The sequence below is a fragment of the Marilutibacter chinensis genome (genome assembly GCF_021725675.1).
Taxonomy (GTDB): Bacteria; Pseudomonadota; Gammaproteobacteria; order Xanthomonadales; family Xanthomonadaceae; genus Marilutibacter; species Marilutibacter chinensis.
The window spans coordinates 287,256-301,605 of the sequence record NZ_JAKJPO010000001.1 but is presented as its reverse complement, the minus strand read 5'-3'; the positions used below and the strand labels follow the sequence as shown (position 1 = coordinate 301,605).

Below are 14,350 nucleotides of genomic sequence, written 5' to 3'. Positions count from 1 at the left end.
CAACCCCCATCTCCCGCCAATGATCCGACTCCATCCGCTGTGGCTGTTGGCCATCGCCTCGATCTCGATGCTCGTTGCAGCCGGCGATGCCGCTGCGCAGGGGCGCGAGGGCTGCAGGCACGGAAGCACGCGTCTGCCGCCGATCGTGAACTTCCGCGTCGACAACGACCTGTTCGGCGGCCAGGACCAGGGCTACAGCAACGGCGTGCAGTTGACCCTGGTCTCGCCGAACCTGCGCGACTACACCGGCGATCCCTGCCTGCCGCCGCTCGCGCATTGGGTCAACCGCCACCTCGAGGCGCTGCAGCCGGCGCGCTTCGAGCAGCAGAACATGATCGCGACCTTCGCCCAGGGCATCTTCACCCCGACCGACTTCAGCCGCAGCGAGCTGATCGAGGACGACCGCCCATACGCCGCGGCGTTGCTGGTCGGGCTCGGCTACAACGCCCGCGAGGGCGACCGGCTGCGCACGACCCAGCTGCAGGCCGGCATCGTCGGTCCGGCCGCGCTCGGCGAGCAGGTGCAGGATGCGGTCCACGGCATCACCGGCAGCGAAAAGTTCAGGGGCTGGGACAACCAGTTGGAGAACGAGCCGGTGGTGCGGCTGATCCACGAGCGGATGCACCGCGTCTCCGCCAATCACGACGGCGATCCGGGCTGGAGCTGGGACGCGATCGGCCATTACGGCGGCAGCCTCGGCAACCTGGCGACCTACGCGAACGTCGGCGGCGAGTTCCGCTTCGGCCGCAATCTGCCCGACGACTTCGGCAGCACGCCGCTGCGACCGGCAGGCGAGAACACCGCGCCGACGCGCGAGCCGCAGAGCCAGTATCCCGGCGGTTTTCACCTCTTCCTGAGCATGGATGCGCGTTGGGTGCTGCACGACATCACCCTCGACGGCAACCTGTTCCGCGACAGCCACCGCGTCGACCGGCGTCCGCTGGTCGCCTATGCCGGCTACGGCGTCGCGCTGATGTACCACCGCTGGAAGTTCGCGCTGGCGCGCTACCACAGCACCCGCGAATTCGAGGAGCAGGCCGAGACGCCGGTGTTCGGCAGCTTCACCGTCAGTCGTGCGTTCTGAGCGCGCGGAGGACGAGAGGCCGGTTCGCTCAGCGGCCGGCCAGGCGTCGTTCGTTGGCGCGCTTGTGGCCGTGATCCATCTCGTCGTTGACGACGCGCACCGCCAGCGACGACTCATAAGCGAGCAGAATGCTCGCGGCGAGCATCATCGTCACCCCGAGCGCGGCGAGGATCGTCGGTGCCGACACGAAGCGATAACCGAGGAACGCGTCGGCGGCGACGGTCAGGCTGGTCCCGACGAAGCAGCTGATCGCCAGATACAGCAGCTGGCTGCCGTGCAGGGTGATCCGGCTGCGTCGCCGCTGCATCAGGATCAGCTGCTCGATCCGCGCGCGCTCGTCGTCGTTGCTCACCGTCTCCAGCTCGACCAGCAACTGGCGGGCGCGGTCGATCACCCGGGCCAGGCGGTTGTTCGCCGACATCAGCAGCGAAGCGGTCGCGGTCAGGAAGAACGCAGGCGCGAGCATTGCGGTCAGGATGGCGTAATGCGTGGCGGCGTCCTTCAACATGGCGATCCGCTGGGGGTGGGTTGCCGCTATCATGCCCCGACACGAAGACGACGGCGAGCGGGAGACGGGGAGCGGCATGGCGACGATACCGGGTGCGGCGGCAGGGAAGGGCGAACGGCTGGTCTGGATCGACCTGGAGATGACCGGACTGGACACGGACAACGACTCCATCCTCGAAATCGCCACCGTGGTGACCGACGCCCGCCTCGAAGTGCTCGCCGAGGGGCCCGAGTTGGCGATTCGTCACCCGCTCGAGCGCCTGCAGGGGATGGACGAGTGGAACCGCCGCCAGCACGGCAGCTCCGGATTGTGGGAGCGGGTGCTGGCCAGCACCGTCGACATGGCGGAGGCCGAAGCGCGGACGGTTGCGTTCCTGCGCGAGTGGAGCAGCCCCGGCGCCTCGCCGATGTGCGGCAACTCGATCTGTCAGGACCGACGTTTCCTGCACCGGCTGATGCCGCAGGTCGAACGGCATTTCCATTACCGCAATCTCGACGTCAGCACCATCAAGGAGCTGGCCCGACGCTGGGCGCCCGAGGTGCTGGCCGGGGTCAGCAAGCAGTCGCGCCATACCGCGCTCAGCGACGTGCACGATTCGATCGCCGAGCTGCGCCACTACCGGGCCTTCATGGGACGGTTGGGCGGGGCGACCGAAGCCTGAGCCGGTTCGCGCCGGACACCGCCGGTCGCAGCCGCACACGGGAAGCGTGTGCCGCCACCTGCGTTCTGGTTCGGCCTATTCCGGGTCGGCCGATGGCTGGTGATCCGGGCTGTCGAGGCTGTCCCTGACCTGCGGCGGCAGCGCCGCGGGGCCACCCGGGCCGCCGGCGACGTGGTGATACATGTGCACGTCGCGCTGCGGGAACGGAATGCTGACACCGGAAGCATCGAAGCCCTTCTTGATCCGCTCGGTCAGCTCGCACTTGGTGACGAACCAGTCGGCATTGGCCACGTGGCAGCGGATGCCGAGATTGACGCTGTTGTCGGCCAGTTCGTAGACCAGCACGTCGGGTGCCGGCTCTGCCAATATGCGCTCGTCGGCCGCCATGATGTCCAGCGCGACCTTGCGGGCGATGTCGATGTCGTCGGTGTAGCCGATGCCGATCACCAGCTCGATCCGGCGTCGCACGTCGGGGGTGAGGTTGATGATCGAATCGCTGGTGATCAGGCTGTTGGGCAGCACGACCAGCTGGTTGTCGGCACCGCGCAGCTTGGTCTGGAAGATGCTGACGTCCTCGACCATGCCGGTCTCGCCGGCGATGGTGACGATATCGCCGACCCGGAACGGCTTCAGCGACACCAGCATCACGCCGGAGGCGACGTTCGACAACGAATCCTTCAGCGCCATGCCGATCGCCAGACCGGCGGCGCCGAGGACGGCGATCATCGAGGTCGGCGCGACGCCGAACACGCCCTGCAGCAGGCCGAGGATCAGCACGACCAGCAGGCCGACGTAGACGACCTTGCGCAGGAACCGGACCGCGATCGGGTCGACCGAGGCGCGGCTCAGGCCGCGCTCGGAAGCTCCCGCCAGCCAGCGCGCCACGCGCAGACCGATATAGAACACCACCAGGCCGATGGCGAGGCGGACGCCGAGGTTGATCGCAAACTCCAGCCATTCCGAACCGAGTTCGATTGCTCCGATCTGCATGGATCGCTCCTTATTTTTGTACGGGCGCGTGCCTTGCCGGTGCCGTTGCGCAGGGGCGCTGCGGTCCGGGACGACGACCGCAAATGCGACGCCCCGCGATCAGCGGGGCGTCGGTTTTTCGTAGCCTAACGCGTCGCGCGTGAGCGATGCGTTACTTCTGAACAGACGTTCAGCCCGCCTTGGCCTTGGCGAGCTTCAGCCAGGTATCGACGACCGTGTCCGGATTCAGCGACACCGATTCGATGCCCTGTTCCATCAGCCACTGCGCCAGATCGGGGTGGTCGCTTGGGCCCTGGCCGCAGATGCCGACGTACTTGCCCTTGGCCTTCGCGGTGGCGATCGCCATCGCCAGCAGCTTCTTGACCGCGGGGTCGCGCTCGTCGAACAGATGGGCGACCAGGCCGGAGTCGCGATCGAGGCCGAGGGTCAGCTGGGTCAGGTCGTTGGAACCGATCGAGAAGCCGTCGAAGATCTCCAGGAACTCCTCGGCGAGCAACGCGTTCGACGGCAGCTCGCACATCATGATGATCTTCAGCCCGTCCTTCCCCTGTTCCAGGCCGTTGGCCTTCAGCACCTCGACGACCTTGCGGCCTTCTTCGAGCGTGCGCACGAACGGGATCATCACCCAGCAGTTGGTCAGGCCCATCTGCTCGCGCACCTTCAGCACGGCGCGGCATTCCAGCGCGAACGCGTCGGCGAACGACGGATCGACGTAGCGGCTGGCGCCGCGGTAGCCGATCATCGGATTCTCCTCATGCGGCTCGTAGCGGCTGCCGCCGACCAGGTTTGCGTATTCGTTTGACTTGAAGTCCGACAGACGCACGATCACCGGGTTCGGTGCGAACGAGGCGGTGATCGTCGCGATGCCTTCGGCCAGGCGGTCGACGTAGAAGTCGACCGGGTCTCCGTAACCGGCGGTGCGCTCGTCGATGCGCTTCTTCGTCTCCGCGTCCTGCTGGTCGTATTCGAGCAGCGCCTTGGGATGCACGCCGATGTGGCTGGCGATGATCATCTCCAGACGGGCGAGGCCGACGCCGGCGTTGGGCAGCATCGCGAAGTCGAACGCACGCTCCGGGTTGGCGACGTTCATCATCACCTTCAGCGGCGCCGGCGGCATGTCGTCCAGGTCGGCGGTATGGCGCTCGAAGGGCAGGGCGCCCTCGTAGATGTAGCCAGTGTCGCCTTCCGCGCAGCTGATGGTCACGGTCTGGCCGTCCTCGATCGTGTCCAGCGCGTTGCCGGTACCGACCACCGCCGGCACGCCCAGCTCGCGGGCGATGATCGCCGCATGGCAGGTGCGTCCGCCGCGGTTGGTCACGATCGCCGCCGAACGCTTCATCACCGGTTCCCAGTCGGGATCGGTCATGTCGGCGACCAGTACGTCGCCGGGCTGGACGCGATTCATGTCGGCCAGCGAACGCACGACGCACGCGGTACCGCTGCCGATCTTCTGGCCGATCGCTCGACCTTCGCAGACCACCTTGCCGCGCTCGCCGAGCTGGAAGCGCTCGATCTGGGTCGCCTTGCCCCGCGACTTCACCGTTTCCGGCCGGGCCTGGACGATGAAGATCTTCCCGCTGTTGCCGTCCTTCGCCCATTCCACGTCCATCGGGCGGCCGTAGTGCTTTTCGATGATCAGTGCCTGCCGGGCCAGCTCGTGCACGTCCTCGTCGCTGATCGAGAAACGGTTGCGCAGCTCGGCCGGAGTGTCCTCGGTACGGACGCGTTGGCCCGGCACGTCGGAATAGACCATGCGCAGCTGCTTGGCGCCGATCGAGCGGCGCAGGATCGCCTGGCGGCCGGCGCTCAGCGTCGGCTTGTAGACGTAGAACTCGTCCGGGTTGACAGCGCCCTGGACGACCATCTCGCCAAGGCCGTAACTGGAGGTGATGAACACCACGTCGCGGAAGCCGGATTCGGTGTCGAGGGTGAACAGCACGCCGGAAGCTCCGACGTCGGAACGCACCATCAACTGCACGCCGGCGGACAGGAACACGTCCTCGTGCTTGAAGCCGTGATGGACTCGGTAAGCGATCGCGCGGTCGTTGTAGAGGCTGGCGAAGACCTCCTTGACCTTGTGGACGACCTCGTCCTCGCCGGTCACGTTGAGGAAGGTCTCCTGCTGGCCGGCGAACGAGGCGTCGGGCAGGTCTTCCGCGGTCGCCGAGGAGCGCACCGCGACCGCCACATCCTGCCCAGCCGCACCACCGCCGTTCTGGTCGCAGAGCTTGCGGTAGCCCACGCGGATCGCCGCATCCAGATCCGGCTGCAGCGGCGCGTCGATGACCCAGCCGCGGATCTCGCTGCCGGCCGCGGTCAGCGCCTGCACGTCCTCCACGTCGAGCGTGGCCAGGCGGTCGAAGATGCGCTGGTGGAGGTCGTTGTGTGCGATGAACGCCTTGAACGCTTCCGCAGTCGTCGCGAAGCCGCCTGGAACCGACACGCCGAGGTTGGCCAGGTTGCCGATCATCTCGCCGAGCGAGGAGTTCTTGCCTCCCACTCGGGCCAGATCGGACAGGCGCAGCTCATGCAGCCAGAGGATGTTCTCTTTCAAGACGGGGCTCCTGGTACGGCGGAACGGGGGATGCGACGGCTCGGGCCCCGGCAGGGGCGGATGTCCGGCGGACAAGCCGCTATGATCGCCTGTGCGCCGGACGCTTACAAGGTTGATTCGGCGGGCTTTTTCCTGTTGGCAGGCGACTTTTCGAGGGGTTCGGCATGGGGCTTCGCCCGGTCTTCTACATCTCCGACGGCACCGGCATCACCGCCGAGACCATCGGCCACACGCTGCTGACCCAGTTCGAACGGACCCGCTTCGTCAGCGAGCGCATCTCCTTCGTCGACAGCGTCGAGCGGGCGCAGGAGGCGGCCGAGCGGATCCGCAAGGCCGCCGAGATGCACGGTGTACGCCCGGTGGTGATCAACTCCTGCGTCGACAGCTCGATCAGCGAGGCGCTGGCGGACAGCGGAGCACTGCTGCTGGACGTATTCGCCCCGTTCATCGAGCCGCTGGAGCAGGAGTTCGGCGAGACCCGGCGCCACGCGGTCGGCAAGGCCCATGGCCTGGTCGACTTCGAGACCTACCACCGCCGCATCAACGCGATGAACTACGCGCTGACCCACGACGACGGCGCCAGCATCAACTACGACGAGGCCGACCTGATCCTGGTCGCGGTGTCCCGGGCGGGCAAGACGCCCACCTGCGTCTACCTTGCGCTGCATTACGGCGTGCGTGCGGCCAACTACCCGCTGACCGAGGAGGACCTCGAGCATGACCGCCTGCCGCCGCGGCTGCGCCCGTACCGCAACAAGCTGTTCGGACTGACCATCGATCCGATCCGCCTGCAGCAGATCCGCCAGGAACGGCGGCCGAACTCGCGGTACGCCCAGCTGGACACCTGTCGTCGCGAGGTCGCGGCGGCCGAGATGATGTTCCGCGCCGAGCGCATCCCGACCCTGAGTACGACCCATACCTCGATCGAGGAGATCTCGAGCAAGGTGCTGTCGACGCTGGGAATCCGCCGCGAGATGTTCTGAACGGGATCGCCTGCGGCTGAAAACCGGTGGTGGAACGCGGGCCGGGCAGGGCGCTGAATGCCGATTCAGCATCGCCTGCACGTGCAGAGCGATGAACCTACACGCTATTCCCGCGCGGGGCCCGCGTCAACGCTGCCGAAATCCATGCCGCGCGTGTAGCATCAGGCTCATGTCGATCACCGTCTCACCAGCAGAACGCATCCCCCGGCTCAACCGTTTCGGCTGGCTGATGGGGCTGTATGCGGAGAATCATGGACGTTTCCAGCGCCTGTTCGCGCCTGCCGCGCTGGAGGCGGGAAGATACCGCTCCACGATCGGCGACGGCCTGGATGTCTGCCTGGACGTGATCGAGCGGCACCGCTACACCACCGAGCTGCGGATGACCTATGCAATGCCCGACCCGGTCACCGGCGAGCCGGACCCGTCCGCCTACCTGCGCGTCTACCACGACGCACGCCAGCTCGAGGCCACCCACTGCTATATCGGCCGCCGCTGGCAGGACGTGATCGGCCTGTACCCGCCGCCCGCCGAGGTGATCGGACACCGGATGCGGATGAACACCTTCCTCGGCAAATGGCTGGAGTACCTGGCCGAGCGCGGCCACGGAGTGGCGACGTTGCGGGGGCCGGAATCCGTTACGAAAAAAGTCATCGAAATGTCTTGACGACCTCCGGAACGGCCCCTAAGATGGCCGTCTTTCCAGCGCAGTGGGGCCATAGCTCAGCTGGGAGAGCGCTACAATGGCATTGTAGAGGTCGGCGGTTCGATCCCGCCTGGCTCCACCAACTTTCTGGAACAGACCGCAACATCCGTCCCCATCGTCTAGAGGCCTAGGACACAACCCTTTCACGGTTGCGACCGGGGTTCGAATCCCCGTGGGGACGCCAGATTCGAAACGAAAAGCCCTGACTCGTCAGGGCTTTTCGTTTTTCCGGGACCGGATATTCGATCCGATCGTACTCGACCGCGCGATCTCGGGGATGCGAATGCCTTTTCGGGCGAAGCGTCGTTGCGGCAGTCGTTCAAGCGACGATCGCCTGCGACCGTGTCGCTCGATGGATGGCAGACGCCCGCGGGCAACGATCCGACTGCCGGCGGAGCTCCGATGCCCGAGCCCGCAATGACTCGAGCGGTCAGCTTGCAGGGGGTTCAGCGGTTTTGCGAGTGCGCATCGGATGTTCCGGGTTGCCGCGAACGAATGCTTCGACATCGCGAAGCCGCACTGGAAACGGCGGAGCATCGGCGCTGCGATAGCTGAAGAAGCGGAATCCCGCCTCGTAAAGCGCCTGGACCTTGGCCCACTGCTCGCGGTTGCGCATGGGCGGGGCCTTGAAGGAACGTCCCATCTCATGGAGGCGGCCCGCGCAACAAGGGCAACCGGGTTCGCTGCTGCGGCCTCGGTGAGACCTTGAAGCTCTTGCGGCAGACGAAGCAGGCATGCGCTACAAGGTACGAGCGTGCGCCGATGCGGGCGGCTGTGGCGGCGCCGGAACCCGGTCGCCCGCACCGCGCCGCAGCGCCATGCGTCTGGCGTGCTCGACTCGTTTTGCTTCCAACCTGTCCACGCCTGAGGCCATGCAACCGAAGGGTTGTCAGTGCACGATGGAGCCGGAAACGTGGATGCCCCTTCAGGATTCGTCCACACCGCCGCATTCCTGCGGATGCACATGCCACGTGCAGAGATAGTCGGGATCTGTGACGGTCAGGTCCATGGACCTGAGCCTGTAATCGCCCGGCTCCGCCCTGGTGTACGGGTCCAGGTCCGGCGGCAGGTGGTTCTCCCCGCCGTCGACGCCGCTGGCGATGACCAGCCCTTCGTCGGCATTGATCCGAAGCACCCTGCCGAAGTACTGCCGATCATCGATCGTGCGTCCGGCCGTGTCGCAGAAGCGGACGCCGGCCAGAACGAGCTTGCCGATCATCTTCGCGGCCTTGCCCGGATCGATCCCGATCATGTCCTTATATTGCTTTGCGGAGAGTCCGGCCAAGATTGCGGGGAAGCGCCGCGCGGGTCAATGGAGGACGTTGCGGAGCAGGACGCGCCACGACTTTCCAGGAAGATGGACGGCGGCGGACGGCGATCGCACGCGATGCTCGAGATGCATGGGCGAGTTGCGAGCACCGCAAACACTGAAGCGGCTCCAGAGTTGCCTGCCGGTGCCCGCATCGGTCAGCATGCGGCCGGTTCACCGTTGTCGGCGTATCATTGGCTCCATGTCCCGTTCGTCCGTCCTGCTGCGAGTGCTGGTCGCGCTGATGCTGATGCTCAATGGCATCGGCGGCGCGATGGCATCGGCGCGCATGCTGGTCGAGCACGAGGCGCTGGCCGTGCACGGGTCCGCCGCGACGGGCGAAGAGGCGGCTCCGCCATGCCACGAGGACATGGCCGGCACCAGCCATGACATGCCCGCAGCGCCGGAGCCTGTCGCGCATGGCGATGCGCCGGACTGCTGCGGCAGCGAACACTGCCTCTGCGAGTGCGTCCAGCACTGCTGCGCGATGCCGGTGCCGATGCTGGCCGGCGCCGCGCCCGGCCCGGATGGCACGGCCGTCCATCCCCTCAGCGACGGCCATCCCGAGCCCGTCCGCCCCCGCTTGATCAGGCCTCCGATCGGCTGACCCGGCGCCGGCACCGAGGTGCCGGAGTCCCGCGTGCACGCCGGACGGCGACACGCACCGGTCGTGCGTCTCCCGACATGGGAGAGCACTCGATTCCCGAACGGAGTTAACGATGTCTTCCGATTTTTCCGATGCCGGCCACGGCGTGCCCGCGCCTTCGCGTCGCCGTTTCGTCCAGGGCCTGGCCGCTGGCGGCACGATCGCCGGCCTGGGCCTGTGGACACGTCCTTCCTGGGCGCTGAAATCCCAGGGCCAGCCCAGCGTGCTGGCCGGTACCGAGTTCGATCTGTCGATCGGCGAAACGCCGGTGGATTTCACCGGGCGGCTGCGCACCGCGATCACAGTCAACGGAAGCCTGCCGGCGCCGCTGTTGCGCTGGCGCGAGGGCACCACGGTCAACCTGCGCGTGCGCAACGATCTGCCGGCGGGTTCGATCCACGGCGACACCACCTCGATCCACTGGCACGGGATCATCCTCCCGGCGAACATGGACGGCGTGCCGGGCCTGAGTTTCGACGGCATTGGCCGCAGCGAGGCCTACCACTACCGTTTCGAAGTGGGGCAGGGCGGCACCTACTGGTACCACAGCCATTCCGGTTTCCAGGAGCAGGCCGGCCTGTACGGTCCGCTGGTGATCGACCCGGTCGAGCCCGAGCCCTTCAGCTACGACCGCGATTACGTGGTCATGCTGTCGGACTGGACCGACCTCGATCCGGCGTCGCTGTTCGCGCGGCTGAAGAAGATGGCCAGCTACGACAACTACTACATGCGCACCGTCGGCGACTTCGTGCGCGACGCGCGACGCGACGGGCTCGCGCGCACCGTGCAGGACCGCAAGGCCTGGGGCGAGATGCGGATGACGCCAAGCGACCTGTCCGACGTCAACGCGCACACCTACACCTACCTGATGAACGGCACGACCGCGCTGGGCAACTGGACCGGGCTGTTCCGCAGCGGCGAGAAGATCCGCCTGCGCTTCATCAACGGCTCGGCGATGACCTATTTCGATGTGCGCATCCCGGGCCTGAAGATGACCGTGGTCGCCGCCGACGGCATGCACGTGCATCCGGTGACCGTGGACGAGTTCCGCATCGCGGTCGCGGAAACCTATGACGTGATCGTGGAGCCGTCCGGGCAGGATGCGTTCACGATCTTCGCCCAGGACATGGGCCGGACCGGCTACGTCAGCGGCACCCTGGCGGTGCGCGAGGGGCTGCGCGCGCCGGTGCCTGCGCCGGATCCGCGCCCGATCCTGACCATGGCCGACATGGGCCATGGCGGCATGGGGCACGGCGACACGGATCACGGCGGCATGCGGCATGGCGGCGGCATGGCGGCGATGAAGGGCATGGAGGGCGGCTGTGGCGGCAACATGGGCCATGACGGCATGAATCATTCCGCGATGAATCACGCTGCAATGGATCACCCTCCGATGGACCAGGACGCGACGCAGCATGCCGGCATGGATCACGGAGGCGGCATGCAGTCACACCCGGCCAGCGAGAACGGCAACCCCCTGATCGACATGCAGACGATGGCGCCGGAGCCGCGCCTTTCGGATCCGGGCATCGGTCTGCGCGACAACGGCCGCAAGGTGCTCAGCTACGCCGATCTGCGCAGTACCTTCGACGATCCCGACGGTCGCGATCCGGGACGCACGGTCGAACTGCATCTGACCGGCCACATGGAGAAGTTCGCGTGGTCGATCGACGGCATCAAGTTCGCCGGTGCCGAACCGCTGCGGATGACCTACGGCGAACGCCTGCGCATCGTTCTGGTCAACGACACGATGATGACGCATCCGATCCACCTGCACGGAGTGTGGAGCGACCTGGAGGACGAGGACGGAAACTTCATGGTGCGCAAGCACACCGTCGAGATGCCGCCGGGCACGAAGCGCAGCTACCGCGTGCGTGCCGACGCGCTCGGACGCTGGGCCTATCACTGCCACCTGCTGTACCACATGGAAGCCGGGATGATGCGGGAAGTGAGGATCGAGGAATGAACACGACGGACTCGAGACCCGCGTCGCTGGCGGCCGCGTTCGCCATTGCGCTGGCATTGTCGCCATCGACCGCATCGGCCCAGGATCCGCACGCGCATCGTCACGACGCCGCGACCGACGTCGACCATGACACGCAGACCCATGCCGACCACGGCAGCACCTCGCACGACCCGTCCCGGGACGGGCAGGATGCAGGCACCGGGAAGCCGGATCACTCCGGAATGGATCACTCCGGGATGAGTCATTCGCAGGTGGGAGATGCGGCGGATCAGCGGCCGGCGACGCAACGGCCGCGTACACCGATTCCGGCGGTCACCGATGCCGACCGCGCGGCCGCGTTCCCCGAACTGCACGCCCACGCCTCGCATGGCGACAGCATTCACAGCTATTGGTCGCTGGACCGGCTGGAGGCCTGGGACGCGGACGAGGACGGCACTGGCAGCGCCTGGGAGGCGCTGGCCTGGGTCGGCGGCGACATCAAGCGCCTGTGGCTGCGCAGCGAAGGCGAGCGGACCAGCGCCGCCGGCACCGAGGCCGCCGATCTCGAGGTGCTGTACGGCCGCAGTGTCTCGCCGTGGTGGGACGTCGTCGCCGGCGTCCGCCACGACTTCGGTGGCGAGGGCCCGTCGCAGTCCTTCGCCGCATTCGGCGTGCAGGGGCTGGCCCCCTACAAGTTCGAGGTCAGCGCGACCGGCTACATCGGCGAATCCGGGCAGACTGCGGCGCAGTTCGAGATCGAGTACGACACCCTGATCAGCAACCGGCTGATCCTGCAATGGAGCGCGGAGGCCGAGCTGTACGGCAAGGATGACCCGGCGCGCGGCATCGGTTCGGGTCTGTCCTCGTTCGAGGCGGGTGCGCGCCTGCGCTACGAGATCGGTCGCCGCTTCGCACCTTACGTCGGCGTCAGCTGGGAGAAAGCCTACGGCGGCAGCGCCGACCTGCGGCGCGCGCACGGCGAGGGCATCGAGGACACCCGCCTGGTCGCCGGCGTGCGGCTCTGGTTCTGAGGGAGCGACGATGAAGACGATCGGCAAGACCTTCATCGGCGTCGGCTTCGGCCTCGCCCTGGCCGCGGCGGGAGCGGTCGTCGTGTTGTACTCCGGTGTCTACGACGTCGCCGCCGACTCACCGCATGCCCGCCCCGTGTTCGCGCTGCTGGATACCGCGCGCGAACGCTCGGTGGCCCGGCGCGCACGGGCCTTGCAGGTGCCGGCCGTCCTCGACGATCCGGACCGGATCCGCCAGGGCGCCGGCAACTACGATGCGATGTGCGTGAGCTGCCACCTGTCACCAGGTTCCGGCGAATCCGAGCTCAGTCGCGGCCTGTACCCGGCGCCACCGGACCTGAGCCGCGAAGCCGTGGACGCGGCGAGCGCGTTCTGGACCATCAAGCACGGGATCAAGGCCAGCGGGATGCCGGCCTGGGGCCGCAGCATGGAAGACGAGTACATCTGGAACATGGTCGCCTTCCTGCGGACCTTGCCGACTCTGGATCGGGAAGGGTATGCCGCATTGGTTGCCAGCAGCGGAGGGCACTCGCACGGCGGCGGCGAAACGGGCGGACACGAACATGGCGGAGCGGGAGAACGTGAGCGGGACTCCGGGGCCGTCGAGCCGCCGCAGGGACACGTCCACGCCGACGGCTCGCACCACGACCACGGGTCGGCCTCCTCGACCGCGCCATCGATGCCCGGACAGGCACGCCCAAACGACGACAGCCCCGACGAGACCGCCCCATCACACAAGGACAACCACACCCATGAACGCTGAGGCAAAGCACCCGCGCAGGACGTGCCTGCGCGAACTGACGACAATGGCGCTTGGCGGCCTGCTTGCGCTCGGCCTGAGCGCCCATGCCCATGACGGGGCAGCCGCGTCCGGAGCCGATGCCCAGGCTTCCACCGGGACACCCGCCGACATCGACGGCCGGCACGCGGCGATGCGACAGAGCTTCGTCACGATCGCCGACGCCTTTTCGGATGCGCTCAAGGCCGGCGACCTGGAGCGTGTCGGCGACTTCCTGGCCGAGGACGTGCTGATCCTGGAAAGCGGCGGCAGCGAGCGCACGCGCGAGGAGTACCTCCACGGGCACGCCGGCCATGATGCCGCGTTCCTGAAGGACGCGCAGGTGCGGCTCCTGCATCGCACCGTGCGCACCAGCGAGCACATGGTCTGGATCGGCAGCGAACGCGAGGTCCATGCGACCCGTGACGGCAAGCCGATGACCCTGCTCAGCACCGAGACCCTGGTGTTTGGCGACACCCCCAGGGGGTGGAAGATCGTCCATATCCACTGGTCGTCGCGTCCGCTCAAGGCGGGAGAGGGCAACCGATGAAGATGAACATGCGTATCGCGGCCCTCGGCCTGCTGGTCCTGTCGCCGCTGCTCTCCGCCTGCGCCGGCGACCGGGAGGCGGTCGTGGCCAGCGTGGACGTCGACACGACCGCGGCCGCTCTGGCGGATACCGCTTCCATGGCGCCGGAGTCGACGGCACTGCCGTCGGCGATCGTCCACAAGAGCCCGACCTGCGGCTGCTGCGAACTGTGGGTCGAACACCTGCGCGACGCCGGGTTCGAAGTCGAGGTCCGCGACCATGCACCGGACGCGCTCAACCGGATCAAGCTCGACCTCGGCGTTCCCTATGGCAAGGGCTCCTGCCACACCGCCGAAGTCGGCGGCTATTTCGTCGAGGGGCACGTGCCCGCCACCGACGTCCAGCGCCTGCTGGTCGAGGCGCCGAGCGGGAAGGGGCTCGTTCTGCCGGGAATGCCGCTGGGTTCGCCCGGCATGGAAGTCCCGGACGGCACCGTTCAGTCGTACACGGTTGAGCTGGTCGACGAAGACGGTGACACGGTCCCGTTCGCATCGCACTGACGTGTGACGGAACAGGGTATTGACTCTGGACCATGCTCCAGACTGCAGACTTCCCGTATCGCCCTGCAG

General features: G+C 67.2%; 15 protein-coding genes and 2 tRNA genes. 12 read left to right on the top strand and 5 right to left on the bottom strand.

Annotation, left to right across the window (positions count from 1 at the left end):
- Nucleotides 1–19 precede the first annotated feature (19 nt).
- Nucleotides 20–1,084, top strand: a complete 1,065-nt coding sequence (locus L3V18_RS01255; RefSeq protein WP_237052805.1) for a lipid A deacylase LpxR family protein — start codon at nucleotides 20–22, stop codon at nucleotides 1,082–1,084.
- Nucleotides 1,085–1,112: 28 nt separating this feature from the next.
- On the opposite strand, the gene L3V18_RS01250 is transcribed toward L3V18_RS01255, so the two are convergent.
- Complete coding sequence (locus L3V18_RS01250; protein WP_237052804.1) at nucleotides 1,113–1,625, bottom strand: DUF2721 domain-containing protein; 513 nt, start codon at nucleotides 1,623–1,625, stop codon at nucleotides 1,113–1,115.
- Nucleotides 1,626–1,668: 43 nt separating this feature from the next.
- Here L3V18_RS01250 and orn point away from each other — a divergent pair, with 43 nt between their 5' ends.
- Complete coding sequence (gene orn, locus L3V18_RS01245; RefSeq protein WP_237053669.1) at nucleotides 1,669–2,253, top strand: oligoribonuclease; 585 nt, start codon at nucleotides 1,669–1,671, stop codon at nucleotides 2,251–2,253.
- 75 nt (nucleotides 2,254–2,328) lie between these two features.
- On the opposite strand, the gene L3V18_RS01240 is transcribed toward orn, so the two are convergent.
- On the bottom strand, nucleotides 2,329–3,243 hold the full coding sequence (locus tag L3V18_RS01240; RefSeq protein ID WP_237052803.1) for a mechanosensitive ion channel family protein: 915 nt from the start codon (nucleotides 3,241–3,243) through the stop codon (nucleotides 2,329–2,331).
- Nucleotides 3,244–3,412: 169 nt separating this feature from the next.
- The gene (gene ppsA / locus L3V18_RS01235; RefSeq protein WP_237052802.1) at nucleotides 3,413–5,797 is read right to left on the bottom strand and encodes a phosphoenolpyruvate synthase; all 2,385 of its coding nucleotides are present in this window, start codon (nucleotides 5,795–5,797) and stop codon (nucleotides 3,413–3,415) included.
- Between the two features lie 164 nt (nucleotides 5,798–5,961).
- Between ppsA and ppsR the strand changes: the two genes are divergently transcribed.
- The 4 genes from ppsR to L3V18_RS01215 all read left to right on the top strand — a co-directional run bounded on the left by ppsR (nucleotide 5,962) and on the right by L3V18_RS01215 (nucleotide 7,667).
- Nucleotides 5,962–6,780, top strand: a complete 819-nt coding sequence (gene ppsR, locus L3V18_RS01230) for a posphoenolpyruvate synthetase regulatory kinase/phosphorylase PpsR (RefSeq protein ID WP_237052801.1) — start codon at nucleotides 5,962–5,964, stop codon at nucleotides 6,778–6,780.
- A gap of 169 nt (nucleotides 6,781–6,949) precedes the next feature.
- Nucleotides 6,950–7,444, top strand: coding sequence for a DUF1249 domain-containing protein (locus L3V18_RS01225; RefSeq protein WP_237052800.1), 495 nt, complete (start codon nucleotides 6,950–6,952; stop codon nucleotides 7,442–7,444).
- Between the two features lie 45 nt (nucleotides 7,445–7,489).
- A tRNA-Ala gene (locus tag L3V18_RS01220) sits at nucleotides 7,490–7,565 on the top strand.
- 26 nt (nucleotides 7,566–7,591) lie between these two features.
- A tRNA-Glu gene (locus L3V18_RS01215) sits at nucleotides 7,592–7,667 on the top strand.
- A gap of 246 nt (nucleotides 7,668–7,913) precedes the next feature.
- Here the strand turns inward: L3V18_RS01215 and L3V18_RS01210 are convergent.
- Together L3V18_RS01210 and L3V18_RS01205 are read right to left on the bottom strand one after the other, a co-directional pair.
- Nucleotides 7,914–8,099, bottom strand: a complete 186-nt coding sequence (locus L3V18_RS01210; protein ID WP_237052799.1) for a hypothetical protein — start codon at nucleotides 8,097–8,099, stop codon at nucleotides 7,914–7,916.
- A 309-nt stretch (nucleotides 8,100–8,408) separates the two neighbouring features.
- On the bottom strand, nucleotides 8,409–8,735 hold the full coding sequence (locus L3V18_RS01205; RefSeq protein ID WP_237052798.1) for a hypothetical protein: 327 nt from the start codon (nucleotides 8,733–8,735) through the stop codon (nucleotides 8,409–8,411).
- Between the two features lie 148 nt (nucleotides 8,736–8,883).
- Between L3V18_RS01205 and L3V18_RS01200 the strand changes: the two genes are divergently transcribed.
- From L3V18_RS01200 to L3V18_RS01175, 6 genes are all read left to right on the top strand, one after another.
- On the top strand, nucleotides 8,884–9,399 hold the full coding sequence (locus L3V18_RS01200) for a CopL family metal-binding regulatory protein (RefSeq protein WP_237052797.1): 516 nt from the start codon (nucleotides 8,884–8,886) through the stop codon (nucleotides 9,397–9,399).
- Between the two features lie 112 nt (nucleotides 9,400–9,511).
- Nucleotides 9,512–11,404, top strand: a complete 1,893-nt coding sequence (locus L3V18_RS01195) for a copper resistance system multicopper oxidase (RefSeq protein WP_237052796.1) — start codon at nucleotides 9,512–9,514, stop codon at nucleotides 11,402–11,404.
- Complete coding sequence (locus tag L3V18_RS01190; protein WP_237052795.1) at nucleotides 11,401–12,414, top strand: copper resistance protein B; 1,014 nt, start codon at nucleotides 11,401–11,403, stop codon at nucleotides 12,412–12,414. Before L3V18_RS01195 ends, L3V18_RS01190 begins: the two co-directional genes overlap by 4 nt.
- A gap of 10 nt (nucleotides 12,415–12,424) precedes the next feature.
- Complete coding sequence (locus L3V18_RS01185) at nucleotides 12,425–13,177, top strand: c-type cytochrome (RefSeq protein ID WP_237052794.1); 753 nt, start codon at nucleotides 12,425–12,427, stop codon at nucleotides 13,175–13,177.
- Nucleotides 13,167–13,742, top strand: a complete 576-nt coding sequence (locus L3V18_RS01180) for a YybH family protein (protein ID WP_237052793.1) — start codon at nucleotides 13,167–13,169, stop codon at nucleotides 13,740–13,742. The genes L3V18_RS01185 and L3V18_RS01180 overlap by 11 nt, the downstream gene beginning before the upstream one ends.
- Before the next feature lie 8 nt (nucleotides 13,743–13,750).
- Complete coding sequence (locus L3V18_RS01175; protein WP_425493445.1) at nucleotides 13,751–14,281, top strand: DUF411 domain-containing protein; 531 nt, start codon at nucleotides 13,751–13,753, stop codon at nucleotides 14,279–14,281.
- Nucleotides 14,282–14,350: the final 69 nt, after the last annotated feature.

What these genes read in the sequence shown, in the direction of transcription:
- L3V18_RS01255 (WP_237052805.1), top strand. Translation starts at nt 20, where the DNA reads ATGATCCGACTCCATCCGCTGTGGCTGTTGGCCATCGCCTCGATCTCG.
- L3V18_RS01250 (WP_237052804.1), bottom strand. Translation starts at nt 1,625, where the DNA reads ATGATAGCGGCAACCCACCCCCAGCGGATCGCCATGTTGAAGGACGCC.
- orn (WP_237053669.1), top strand. Translation starts at nt 1,669, where the DNA reads ATGGCGACGATACCGGGTGCGGCGGCAGGGAAGGGCGAACGGCTGGTC.
- L3V18_RS01240 (WP_237052803.1), bottom strand. Translation starts at nt 3,243, where the DNA reads ATGCAGATCGGAGCAATCGAACTCGGTTCGGAATGGCTGGAGTTTGCG.
- ppsR (WP_237052801.1), top strand. Translation starts at nt 5,962, where the DNA reads ATGGGGCTTCGCCCGGTCTTCTACATCTCCGACGGCACCGGCATCACC.
- L3V18_RS01225 (WP_237052800.1), top strand. Translation starts at nt 6,950, where the DNA reads ATGTCGATCACCGTCTCACCAGCAGAACGCATCCCCCGGCTCAACCGT.
- L3V18_RS01210 (WP_237052799.1), bottom strand. Translation starts at nt 8,099, where the DNA reads ATGCGCAACCGCGAGCAGTGGGCCAAGGTCCAGGCGCTTTACGAGGCG.
- L3V18_RS01205 (WP_237052798.1), bottom strand. Translation starts at nt 8,735, where the DNA reads ATGATCGGGATCGATCCGGGCAAGGCCGCGAAGATGATCGGCAAGCTC.
- L3V18_RS01200 (WP_237052797.1), top strand. Translation starts at nt 8,884, where the DNA reads ATGGGCGAGTTGCGAGCACCGCAAACACTGAAGCGGCTCCAGAGTTGC.
- L3V18_RS01195 (WP_237052796.1), top strand. Translation starts at nt 9,512, where the DNA reads ATGTCTTCCGATTTTTCCGATGCCGGCCACGGCGTGCCCGCGCCTTCG.
- L3V18_RS01190 (WP_237052795.1), top strand. Translation starts at nt 11,401, where the DNA reads ATGAACACGACGGACTCGAGACCCGCGTCGCTGGCGGCCGCGTTCGCC.
- L3V18_RS01185 (WP_237052794.1), top strand. Translation starts at nt 12,425, where the DNA reads ATGAAGACGATCGGCAAGACCTTCATCGGCGTCGGCTTCGGCCTCGCC.
- L3V18_RS01180 (WP_237052793.1), top strand. Translation starts at nt 13,167, where the DNA reads ATGAACGCTGAGGCAAAGCACCCGCGCAGGACGTGCCTGCGCGAACTG.
- L3V18_RS01175 (WP_425493445.1), top strand. Translation starts at nt 13,751, where the DNA reads ATGCGTATCGCGGCCCTCGGCCTGCTGGTCCTGTCGCCGCTGCTCTCC.